Source organism: Pseudomonas sp. MC6 (genome assembly GCF_054790575.1).
This window is the reverse complement of the sequence record NZ_CP186504.1, coordinates 4,152,349-4,164,520: the sequence shown is the minus strand read 5'-3', so window position 1 is coordinate 4,164,520 and position 12,172 is coordinate 4,152,349. Positions and strand designations below refer to the sequence as shown.

Here is a 12,172-nt window from a genome sequence, read left to right as displayed (position 1 = left end):
TATTCGTGAAAAATGAGTCAAAAATCGGATCAAGAAACTTGTCTCTTACTATATAACTTGCGCCAACGGGACTAATCGACATGAAGCAGATTGGATTTGACAAGAAATTCACCTTATTGGCTCAAGAGGCTCACCTGACAAAGAACTCAATTCTCTCCGGCTTCGATCTCCTTCTAAAAGCAAATTTTTTTCAAGACAAAGATGGCTACTTCTATTCTTCTTTTTTTAATATTTCTATAGGGGTGGAACGAATTTTAAAGCTGGCTATTATTACTAATTACATGCTTACGAACCACTACTCAACGCCAACAATAAAGCAGCTGAGAAATCAGTTTGGACACGATATAAAGAGCTTATATGGCGAATGTATGAAGCTGATACCGGTATATAGTCCAAGGCGAACAGAACAACCGACCTTGAGTGCTGAGGATCAAGACCTGATTGACTTTTTCACTGAATATGCAATGAACTCTCGCTACTTCAATTTGAATGAAGTGTGCGAGGCGAAGATGGATCGTAGCCCATTAGATAAGTGGTTGAAGATCGCCCGCTCCGTCTATGAACAACATACACCTTATCAAGTCATACAAAAAAGTGCGATGGATCTTATTTATAACATGGACAGGACAGGACAACCAAATGGTTTCACCACTTACTTGAACGAATCAGGTCGCCCTATGATGGTCTTTGACTGCCTTCATCGTCAATACGTAATTCAGAAGAGTTCCCCTTTGGTGATTTGGAGACTGGTAGAAATACTTCGCCCTATTCACCTTCTGCTTGAAGCCATGTCACACAAAGCAAGTGAGTACGAAATGAGTCATGGCAAACCGACAATGATCGTTCCTCACTTTGAGGATTTCTTTTACTTTCTGTTGGCAGATAAAACAGCTATAAAGCGGCGCAAAAGATGGCTTGACATTTTCAATAGCTAAATTAACATATAAATGTATCGTATATACTCGGTGGAAGTCAGGAAAGTTTGGAGTCAGACTACGTTATAGATAACAGTGGTCTGCTCCCAATTTTTGTGACTTAATCCCCGTTCACTAAAAGCGGGAGCAGAACTAAATTAGAGTTCTAATGTATCGTAACTATGTTTTCTTTATTTTTGAGTAAAAATCTGCGCTCACACCGGCGTAGTATCGAACGGGACAGGCTTGGTTTATAGACTTTTCGTCATGCTGATAAATAGAAAACATTCTATTGCTAGAGATTTTGTCAGAGATGCAAAAAAGAAGGATTTCTTCTAGGAAATCCAACATGTTATTTAAGTATGTTTCCATCTCTAAATGGATGGGAACCGAAAGTTCTTGTAGGCTTAGTTTTTTCGTAAGATCGTAGCTCCATGTAGGAAGTGAAAATTTATTTCCTGGATGGAGTTTTGTATTTTGTATGGTAAGCAATTGTCCGGGACCTGGATGTTCAATTGCATTTCGGCATTCTGATAGTCGACGAATCCAAGGGAGATCATTGTTCAGTGCTAATACTAGCTCGTGTAGCGATGGACGATTCTGATCTAGCCACTTTATATGTTTCTCGAAGTGTGCTTCTTCTCTAGGGGATATCGGAACATCTGTTAGAGTGCTGATTATTTTAAAGCAATCTATAAGAAATTGCTTTCCTGCCAAAAGAAAGGACTTTGCATCATTCTCAAGATTTTTAAATTTTGGAAGTGGTGGGATATTAAGCGTATTCTTGTTGCTCTCAATGAGTGCATCGCATTTTGTAATTATGTCGGCAAGTTGGTCTGTGATATTTAGTTCAAATTGAGCACAGGATAACAGTTGCTCATTAAGATTCCATATCTCTTGTATTGTTCTTTTCTTTAAAGGTCCTTCTGGAAAAGTTTGATCGATAATGCCTTTGAATTGAATAAATATTCTGGCGACGTAGGGTGATGATGCTCCTAGGTTTGATATTTTTTCATATGTGTGTCCAGTGTCTGGGTACGTCCCTTCCGGGTCTGTCGAGTCTGCAGTTATTAACTTGTAGATGCTTTTTTCTTTGAAGATTAAAAGTAGCGAATCATTAATGTTTTCTGTTTTAACTATAGGGGATTTATCTATCGAGTCCGGGTCGCGGATTTCAATAGAAAAAGCTTCATCTCTTTTTTTCATGGGTTTAAATCCATATTGAGTATTGAAAATGAAAGGAGCGAATTGAAGCGAATTGAGTTAAGCATAGAAAGAGGTAATAAATCGGCAGACCCAAAGGTCTGCCTCGTACAGAAGTTATTGCATTAGAACCTATCACGCTTGCATGAGTTCAAGAGCTTATTGGAAGTCATGCGTTTTCGTAGAGTTGGTTAAATGAAGTCATAAGCTTACCCCCAAAATTCGCGCCACTTAAATATATGCCAAGCTCGCTAAAATCATGCCCTTTTGAAGAGGCCGACAACCAATTTAGGCTGCTTACTATTAGGTTAGTATCATCCCAAATTACGAATTTCGCATGTATTTGTGGATCGTCCGCCTTAGTAACCTTAAACCCTAAACCTTGCAGTTCATCATTAACAGACTTAGCGTCCTTGTTTTTCATTGCACCACTAGAGCGTCCGTAGGCAACCCGAATAGATAAGTCAGGATTTGCTTTTCTTGCCGCAATTAGCGGGGTCAAAATAGGGCGTTCCGCAGCGAAGCTAAACCTGTGGCTGCATATGAAAAAACTATTAATAACGGATTCGCTTGCTTGCTTTATTGCTGCGTGATGTTCTGCTGATGTTAGGATTTGAGCCTCAACGGTATTACCCCCGGAAGGCGCGATGCTCTCAGCGGCTTTGTAAATACGTGATGCCTCCATGGCAAGATCTCGACTTAACATGTTAGGAACCCCATATCGCCCAGTCGCTAAGTCCGATGCAATATTTAGGCAGTCCGAAACTAAAATGGAATCTCTAATTTGTACCGAAGCTTCAAACCTATTAAATCCACTCGATAGCCAGTTACATGATCCGACTGTCATGCTCCAAGAACCGTCTGCGTCATCGGTTACGATGAATTTTGAGTGCGAGCCAGTTGGAGTCGTGTGAAAGTTTATTTGTGTTGAAAGTCCTTCTGAGTTTATCCGGTGCTGAAATTTTTCAATTGCATGTACTAACTCATTGTACTGCTGAACTTTGTTTGTATCGCCTGGTTCTGTTTGCCCCCATAAAACGTCTACTTTTACTCGTTTTTTACCAGACTCAAGAAGCTCGACAAAGATTTCCTCAACAGTAGATGGATTTATAAATGTTGAATGTATGATTAGTCGAGTGTGTGCGTTTTTAATGCTGTCAAATAGGTGCTGCCGATGTTCTTCGCCGCCTGATATAATGTTCACTCTTTCTAAGTCTACCTCGCGTGCTTTGAAGTGACGTTCCAGAGAGTCTACTTCGAAAACCTTTCCCTTATGACGCAGGGGAGTTGTGGCACTAGCACTTTCAGCTAATACTTTTCTTTGATTTTTAGCTGCCTCAATAATAGCCCCTCTTAAGTCCACCGAGATGTCAGGGATTCCTGATACCTGATCTTCGCTATCTACGCATGCGAGCATGTATCTGAGAGAGTCGCTAAAGTTTTCTTTGATATATTCATCTTCAATACCAACTATCTCCTCATTCTCATTAGGCAGGCAGTTAAGTATTTCGGTGAGCTTTGGCGAAAACTTAGGATGCTTTACTTTCAACTCCACGCATTGACTTCCATACTGCTTAGCCAAGCTAGTCGCTTTGCCAGTTTTGTATATCAAATAGTTTTGTTTCCTTTTTTTCTTTTCAAATCTATAGCAGTCTCCGGTTAATGGGTCAATTAAAAAGCTTCTAACCACACTCATAGGTACCTGATTTGAAGGCAGTTCTTCATTTCCCGAGACGGCCATTCCACGCTCTGTAAGTGCAAATAAAAATTCACTATCAGAGTTTATTATCTCTATCCACCCTGCTTTCATCAGCGGTATTAAAATCTCAACTATAAGCTGCCTTGGTAAGCATGACTCACTGGACAGTGTTTGAGAGGTTTTTGGATTTTCAATTAATGAAATTAGTATCATTAGGTCTATGGCGCCCCATTTCTGAGAGCGCGAAATTTTTAATCGAAAAGTTCCAAAACCGAAAGGGACCTTGACAAATATTTTTTGACGATTCTCAGTTTTGGTCATGATCTCTTCCTAGTTGTTTTAGGCTCAAGCGGGGCTGGGTCAGATTTAAATTTATCTGAACTTATAAATACGGCGTGCTTGGATGACCTGAGGCTTTCAAGCTTCGAAATCAGAGTGACAAGAAATTCGTTTCTCGTGTTCCCTTTGCTCACCTCTTCTCGTTGAATTTTTTTTGCCCAATGTTTTAAAAATTCATATGATCCGACTATGACCAGTTGATGCTTTGCACGGCTCAATAAAACATTCATGCGTCTGCTGTCCAGCAAAATCCCCAAAGCACTTAGAGGATAAGAGTCACTATTATTTCGGACCAATGAAATAATAGTTAAGTCTGCTTCCGCTCCCTGAAAGGCGTCGACTGTACTGCAGAATGAGGAGGAGTCGTCAGGCTTTGAAAAATCGTGTAGATTTAAAATTTTCTGGCTTTCTCTATCAAGCATTGTTGAAATTCGTTCAATTTGCTTGTTGTAGGGAGACAGTAAGGCTAGCTTCGGTGGTTTTTGAATACCCGGCTTCCTTCGCAGGAGTTTCAGTAAATTGACTACGGCTTCAACTTCAAATGGATTGTTCCATTGTGGCTTTCTATCGCCCGACTTTACCCCCTGGTTAGCCTGTACATCGGGAGTTTCAATCCATACGATGGGGGCGCTGTTTATCTCCTCAAAATCTGCAGTTTCAAAGTAGAATGGCTTGTTTTGCTCTGTATAAAATTCTTTTTTCTCATCTGATGTGTCCAATTTGTGTTTGTAGAATACATCAGATACAACCTCCGCAATTATTGGATGCATCCTGTGCTGTATCTCTAACATACTCGCGATGGGTTTATGTCGACCCTCATGACCATAATGATCTTTCGATCTCTTTAGGGCGATTTCTTCTTCGTTTATTAAACTTTCGAATAGCAAGTGGAGACGTAGAGCTTCCCTGCAAATATCTTCAAGGTCTTGCTCGGAAAAATTATCAATAGACTCTTGGTTTAGTTTGTTTTTTACGAACTCACCTTTTATATTGTTGTTGTAGATTTCCTGCGAGAATTGTAGAGATTTTTTAAGACTGCTTACATCTCCTAATGCCTTTCTCATAACTTCTGAAGCATATGGTGGGAGTTGCTTGTGATCGCCAATCATCAATCGCCTGTGCGATAGCAGCATGGGACTTAATAGTTCTAGTCCGGTAACTTTTCCTGTTTCCTCCATAATCGACCAATCGAATTGAGAGTTGGATCTTATAAGGTCTTCAACTTGTTTTGAGTTGGTCGTGGCGAATACCAAGTTTGCTGATTTAAGGAGCTGGTTGACTAGTGTGCTACGGCCTGATCGGTTTCCTGGGGTGCTGAGTGCAATGACTCCATTTTTCGTGCTTTCTGATGGGCAACTCTTGAAAAGAGAGCTTGAGATAAGATTGTTGATTTGCTCCTTCGCTAGCTCATCTACTTTAAGGTTCGGATCTGCATCATCTTCCGGAGAACCATTTTTAACGCAACTTATAACCAAGAGAGGGTTCTGGGTATTGTCTCTTCCTAGCGCTTTATTAACTTCATTAAAAAGGTGATGAACTGTGGAGTGGCTTTGTGCCGTAAGAAGTAACCGACTGTTAGCCTCGCTCGAAAAAACTTGCTGCACTAACGTGGTGACTAAGTAAGTTTTACCCACCCCGGGTGGGCCTTGAACTAGATATAGAGGTAAAGTGCTTAGTACTTTTTGAAAAACGTCTCTTTTTGAGCTGTCCAACTCATTGAACGAATCATGTAAAGTAATATTTTCGTTGGAGCTCATGATCCTTCTGTGTGGAGATTTTAGTAGCTCTATCAATTCGTCATGGTGGCTTAAGGCATCAATTGCTGCAGCCCGTCTGCTGAGTTGGCTAATTGTTCCTTGAGTGGAGCTTGTGATTATGAAAGGAGTTTTGTGGTCTGGATTTGGCGTATTTGTTGTGAACTCATAAGTGATTTCACCATTATTTTGTTGGCTAGATAAATAGTCGAGTACAACCTCGTGATCTTCGTCGTTAAAATTAGAATTGCTTAGGAAAAACCATCGTGAATACTCGCCGCTGTTCGTAAAAATCTGTTTTAGCCTTACAGCGGGGCTCTTTATTGATAAACTTTGAGATACGGTTTCTGCTTCCGGATCAATTCTTGTGCGCAGCTTTACGTTGTACAGGGAGGGGTCGTCAGAATCTATCGTGTATGATATGACCTCAATTGGGTAAATTTCGGCTTTGGCAAACGCTATTTCAGTCAGGTGATACGCAGCAAAACCTGTTGTTAGATCTTTTGCGACCTCATCCTTAGTGGCTGGAGAATCCAAATTATCAATATACTCGCTCCACGGGTAGGGATTAAGTCGTTCCAGCTCAACTCTATTTGTATGCACAACACATTTAATGTGCCTATTGATCTGTACCTTTTGATTTCGCTGCCCAAGCTTGATGGGTGGAGTTAAGTATGCTGAATGGCAGAATGCTGTATTCCAGCTTCCCTCGGAGTCCAATCGGTTACTTTTGTTTTTTCCAATGATGTAGGAAAGCTGAGAACCGATAAGCAGATATTCAATCTCACCGTTATTTTGAAGTATCTTTGTTATGCTTGAGGTCGCGAGATCTTGACTAATAAAATCTAGTAGTTCGGATATGTCTGCTTCTGATAGAGAAATGGAGTGATTTTCAAAAAATATATGCTGTACGGCATTAAATACTGATGTTTTTCCAGAGCTATGCTGCCCTTTGGTAGATGATGTGTTAAATAGAAAGGCTATCGCTAGTGGGTCAGGGCTTTTTTCGAGGAGGCTATTCAGCTCTGTAGTTATATCCTTTATTTTCTTTAGTGCTATGTCAGAGTTTATTACCTTGCTTGAAGCGCTTTTATCAATATCGATAGAGCCGATTAGGCCTCGTATGAGAACTACCTCATTTATTGTCAGGTCGGTTTTTTCGATGATTTTGTCAATGGGGTGATAGGTGCTTGATATTTCTTCATTATCGATTTTCAGGATTTTGGCGATCAAAAAACCAAGGTCCATCCAATCAGTTAGGAATGAAAAGTGCTTCCTATTAACATCAGTGGATGCATTTCTGGTTTTATTAGATTCAGACATTCGCTGAACCCGGATTGACCACTCAAAGCCTGTAAGTTGAAAATCTAAATCACTAGTTGGGTCGGTAAGTATCGAATCAATATTTAGATGCCTGTGTAGAAGACCCTGAGAATGCAAGATGCTAATTGCCGATATTATTCGACTAATATTTCTCCAGAATTTCAATCGATTTGATATCGGTCTCAGGTTGAAAATCCAAGGGCGTTGTAAATACAGAGTCCTCGATGTGGATTCGTAGTAGAGCGAAAGGGGTAGTCGTGACCCACTATCTAGAACTAAATAAAATCCATGTTCATCAGCGTGTGATTCATATATTGGAGAAATATAATCTCCCACTCCAGGGCAACCTTTAAGCCTTTGAAGTTGCCTTTTTTCGTACAACCATATTTCTTTTAGTATTTCGGTTTTATCTTGATGGCGGTTGAGCCAGTATTTGACTATTACTTGTTTTCCTTCTACCTCCGCTCCTAGAAGGCCTGGGTTCCCATGTTCAAAGTCATATTCTCTTATAGGTATTAAATCTGTGAATTTTGCGAAAAATGGTATTGAGGAAATGTTTTGCATTACCAGCCCCTATATTCCATGGCTTAAAGATTTGATCCTATATCGAAATGCTAGCTTTGTGCTACTAGGCGCTGAGGTGAGTATGGTTCGGCCCACTCAAGGTTAAGACGCGTCTAATAACAGCCTCCATCGGATAATCCGTCTCCACCGCCTCCCCTACCTGCTCTGCTCTGCTCTGCTCGGATGCATGCAGGTGATACCCAAGAAGCGCTCGAAGCCGGTCTTCGGCTGCGGTTGCAACAGACGCTGATCGTCCGGCGTGAAGCCGACACTTCCCAATCAACCAGCGTTGATGCTTGAGGCTGTATTTGACGTTTGAGATTTGCTTTTCCCGCCAAACCCTCCGATCAAGCGATCTTTGATCGCGCCGATCAGAGGGTTCACTCGCTCTTTCTCGATGCCGCCTCGTACCACTACCTCATTTTATATTTCAATTAGCGCCACGCCATCGTTTACCCGTCAGTAATTGCCCATGATCTCTATCGCACGCAGTTCGTTCCGGTGTCAGAGCGGAGCTTGTCGTAGGGCTATGGAAAAAGAAGTGGCGACACCGGCGACACCGACGACAACCCAGGCAGAGCGGGGCTTGGAGCATGGCGACAAAAGTGGCGACAGTCGCCACTTTCTGAGCGCTTTGGCCGTGACGCTTGACCGCCTTTTCGAGTGGGTATAAAAATTGGCGCACAGACCGCTGTCGTTGGCAGCACCTGCCCAGGTAGCCAGAACCTTCAAGGCTATGCCACTTACGTGGTGGTTCTCCCGAAGTGCGATTAGCGTCCGGCGGCTCGCACGGTCACTCCTCAAGAGTGATGGATGCCTACTCGACTTGTCTGTCCACTGCGGCAGATGATGGACCTCCCGCGCTGCGCTGCAGCAACCTCACCTCTCGGCACATTTCGCTGCGCCAATCCGCGCCCGTCTCTTTCTCCTGGAAAGAGACGGGCGCTCGTACCACTGCTGCAAGCCACGTCGTACAGGGCATTGCCGCAACTCTCCTCGTGACAATTGGCCTGACAAATCCGATTCGTCGCCATCCGCAACGACGCAGGCACGGGGGCCGCAGCCTATGGAAAGGCTGCACCTGACTGAGAGTCAGGCATGCCCCAGGTGCCGATGTTGTTGCCTTCTCCCACTCAGAATCTCCAGGTGTCGAACTCGTCAGTCGGCATAGCCTCCACCCGCCCGCATCTTCGGATGCGTCTAAGGAGGCCAGATTCATGGGTTTACGCCCTTGCTCCCGGTCGTAAGGAGCCGTTCGTTCCGCGTCAGTGAACACCTCACAGGCCGCAGGGGCCTTGATCCCTGATAACACTCAACAGCCGTGGCGGGACTACGTGAGGACAACCAGCAATGATCGAGGAGAGGGCCCATGCAGCAGTTAGATCCGAAGCTTGAACTACCACGACCACCTCGACCGTTGATTGAGTCGAACCCCGTGCCCCAGCCTTATCCGGTGCAGGCACTGGGTGGGATTCTTGGGCCTGCGGTGAAGCGCATGGCCGAGGTCATCGGCGTGCCCCAAGCACTGGCCGCGCAATCGGTGTTGGCCGCCTCGGCCTTGGCCACTCAAGGTCATGCGGGCTTACAACTCGACGGGAGAAATTATCCCCTGTCGTTGTACCTGATCACGGTGGCTGCGTCCGGTGATCGCAAGACCGCGGCAGACCGATCCGCACTGCTGCCAGCGCGCCAATGGGAGCGTGAACAGTGGCAACACTATCGTGAACAGCTCTCCCGGCACCGTGCCGCACAGCGTCAAGCGCAGCGTATCAATCCTGCCGATCCCGCCCCCACAAACAGCGTACCGCTTGAAGCGGAGCCTTCGGCCCCTCGGCTGATCACCACAGACCCGACGATCGAGGCCCTGATCAAGGGGCTCTGCCATGACTTGCCGAGCATGGGGCTGTTCTGTGACGAGGGCGGACAATTCCTTGGCAGCAGCACCATGAGTCGGGACAACCGTTTGAAAGCGGTCACGACCTTGTCGTCACTCTGGGACGGTAGCCCGATTGATCGTGCTCGCTCTATGGCAGGCGAAAGCCTACGAGCCTATGACCGACGCCTGAGCCTGCACCTGATGCTGCAACCGTATTTGGCCATGCAGTTACTCAGTGACCCGTTGCTGCAGGGGCAAGGCATTCTAGGGCGCTGCTTGATGACCTGGCCCACCAGTCTAGCCGGGCAACGTAGCTACCAGGCTGTCGATTTGTCCAAAGACGCCGCACTCAAGCGCTACCATCACCGCCTTTCGGCTCTGTTTTATCAGCCTTGGTCACTTTCCGCTGACGGAGCCTTGCAGCTGTCAAAGCTGAGCCTCAGTCCGCTGGCGCGTCGTCGCTGGATTGATTTGCATGATGCTATCGAAGCTCAGCTGGGGGAGTTTGGCGAGCTGGCCAGCGTACGGCCCAGCGGATCAAAGGCCGCCGATAACCTGCTGCGCGTCGCCGGCATTCTTGCAGTTGTGGAGGAGAGCAGCGTCGTGGAGGTCGACCATATCCAACGGGCCTCCGCTTTAGTCGGCTACTACCTCACCGAGATCCAGCGTCTGACTGAGCAGGAGCCAGTGTGTCGAGTAAAAGAGGAGGCAGACCGGCTGCTGCGATGGCTACAGGTCAAAGATTGGAAGCGTTTCAGTATTCGTGAATTGAATCGCAACGGTCCCCGCTTTGCCCGCAAGAGCAGTCGTCATGCCGCCAAGCTGCTGGTCGAGTTGATTGATCATCAGTGGTTGATCACCGATGGCCACACCTTCGAGGTGCGCCATGTTTAATCTTGATGAAGCGCTGCGCAACCATCTGGCTCAGCGTCAAAAGGAGCGCAAAGCGCGATTTGTCGCCGCTACTGTCGCCACTTTGTCGCCACGCTCAAAACCAGGCAGGACAAGGGTTGTCGCCGCTGTCGCCAGTGTCGCCACCACCCATAAAGCTATCGCCTCTACGACAGCCATTATTCAATGGTTGAAAGAGGAGGGTGCGCATCTTTACGTCACCGACAACACGCTGTGTTTTCGCCCGACTGATTGGGCTCAGTTCGCGATTGTAAGTGCGCACTGGCGAGCCCTTTTGCATGATCTCGCGGCAGTCGATCAGGAACAGAAAAATGGCGCGGGTCGGTAAGCGAGCGGGGCGCAATTTCGGTTTCGGTCGCCAGCTTAGCTATGCTGGACGGCAAGCACTGAAAGACCTGTTTGGCGACGGCCATTTTGCTACCGTCAAAGCCCATAGCGATCGCTGGCAGGCGTTCGTGCATTGGTGTCGATCCGATGAAGGACCGAGGGTCAACGACGCGCGCCAGATCGACCGCGAGATCCTCATGCGGTACGCCGTCCACGTGCGGGAGCAGGTTGATCAGGGCAACGTCGGCATTGCCACCGCGCAGAACCGACTGTCCAGCGTGAACCGAACGATGGCCGCGCTGCGCGGTGATCAGTACGTCAAAATCCCGAGTCCGAGTAAGGCGCTGGGCTTGCAGCGCTCAAGCGTGCGTAGTGAGGCTCCGCAAGGCCAAGACCGTGCGCAGGTCGAGTTGATCGCGCGGGCGCTGTCAGATCGTCAGCAATCGAGGGTGAGTGCCATTGTGCTCCTCGCCCGTGAGACTGGTATGCGCCTGCGCGAAGCGATCCTGGCCGATCTGCCCCGACTGCAACGTGAGGTTCGGCAACTGGGCAAGATCAACATCCAGGATGGCACCAAAGGTGGTCGATCAGGGGCCTCGGCACCGCGCTGGATTAAGGTAACGGATCAAGTTCGCGATGCCCTGGATTGGGCCAGCGCGACCTCACCCAATGGCAGCCGGAATTTGTTGGCGCCCGACGAAAGCTACAAAGACTTTATGCAGGCAGTTGTGCGACCGGCACGGGACATCCTGCATGAGCATGGATTGAAAGGTTTTCATGAGCTGCGGGCGGCTTACGCCTGTGAGCGCTATGAGCAATTAATCGGCTTTCCTGCACCCGTTAATGGTGGACGTGTTCATCGAGAGGATCGAGCACTCGATCAGCGAGCCCGTAAGCAGATCAGCCATGAGTTGGGACATAACCGCATCGATGTGGTGAGTGCCTACATCGGAGGCCGGCGATGACGGCCGAGTTCGACATAGCGTTGTTCCTGCGCCCCATGCTCAAAGGTGCGCATGCCACGCAGCAGCGGCACATCAGGCAAGCAGAAAGGATGCACGAGGTGATTCGTGAACGCTGGGGTTGCGCGACTCCCTGGTCCTGGAGAGAAAAGCACGTGAGATGGTTTCTGGAGCACTATTTGCGATGCTCAGCTCCAGCTACCGTCTACTACTACGAGTTAACAGCAGGGTTGATCCGCCGTAGAAAGGCAAAAGTCGTGGTTGCCTGATAGACCTTTAAGCATGAGCCCCTGAGTATG

General features: G+C 46.8%; 8 protein-coding genes. 5 read left to right on the top strand and 3 right to left on the bottom strand.

Translation table 11 applies throughout. The annotated features are described in order from the left end of the window. Positions 1-80 precede the first annotated feature (80 nt). A complete protein-coding gene (locus ACOYXE_RS18715) occupies positions 81-935 on the top strand; it encodes a hypothetical protein (RefSeq protein WP_460926405.1) in 855 nt (284 codons plus the stop codon). A gap of 159 nt (positions 936-1,094) precedes the next feature. Here ACOYXE_RS18715 and ACOYXE_RS18710 read toward each other — a convergent pair whose 3' ends face one another. The 3 genes from ACOYXE_RS18710 to ACOYXE_RS18700 form a co-directional block, all read right to left on the bottom strand. Then, the gene (locus ACOYXE_RS18710) at positions 1,095-2,120 is read right to left on the bottom strand and encodes a hypothetical protein (RefSeq protein ID WP_460926404.1); all 1,026 of its coding nucleotides are present in this window, start codon (positions 2,118-2,120) and stop codon (positions 1,095-1,097) included. 166 nt (positions 2,121-2,286) lie between these two features. Next, positions 2,287-4,137: a phospholipase D-like domain-containing protein gene (locus tag ACOYXE_RS18705; protein WP_460926403.1), complete on the bottom strand. Its 1,851-nt coding sequence runs from the start codon at positions 4,135-4,137 to the stop codon at positions 2,287-2,289. Beyond that, entirely contained in the window at positions 4,134-7,796 is a 3,663-nt protein-coding gene (locus tag ACOYXE_RS18700; protein ID WP_460926402.1) for an AAA domain-containing protein, read from the bottom strand. Before ACOYXE_RS18700 ends, ACOYXE_RS18705 begins: the two co-directional genes overlap by 4 nt. A gap of 1,369 nt (positions 7,797-9,165) precedes the next feature. Here ACOYXE_RS18700 and ACOYXE_RS18695 point away from each other — a divergent pair. Genes ACOYXE_RS18695 through ACOYXE_RS18680 form a run of 4 tightly spaced genes read left to right on the top strand, consistent with a single transcriptional unit; the run spans position 9,166 to position 12,142 of the window. Further along, complete coding sequence (locus ACOYXE_RS18695) at positions 9,166-10,566, top strand: YfjI family protein (RefSeq protein ID WP_460926401.1); 1,401 nt, start codon at positions 9,166-9,168, stop codon at positions 10,564-10,566. Continuing rightward, positions 10,559-10,912, top strand: coding sequence for a hypothetical protein (locus ACOYXE_RS18690; RefSeq protein WP_460926400.1), 354 nt, complete (start codon positions 10,559-10,561; stop codon positions 10,910-10,912). Before ACOYXE_RS18695 ends, ACOYXE_RS18690 begins: the two co-directional genes overlap by 8 nt. Next, positions 10,896-11,876, top strand: coding sequence for an integrase domain-containing protein (locus ACOYXE_RS18685; protein ID WP_460926399.1), 981 nt, complete (start codon positions 10,896-10,898; stop codon positions 11,874-11,876). The genes ACOYXE_RS18690 and ACOYXE_RS18685 overlap by 17 nt, the downstream gene beginning before the upstream one ends. After that, positions 11,873-12,142: a hypothetical protein gene (locus ACOYXE_RS18680; RefSeq protein WP_029299025.1), complete on the top strand. Its 270-nt coding sequence runs from the start codon at positions 11,873-11,875 to the stop codon at positions 12,140-12,142. The genes ACOYXE_RS18685 and ACOYXE_RS18680 overlap by 4 nt, the downstream gene beginning before the upstream one ends. The last annotated feature ends 30 nt before the right edge of the window (positions 12,143-12,172 follow it).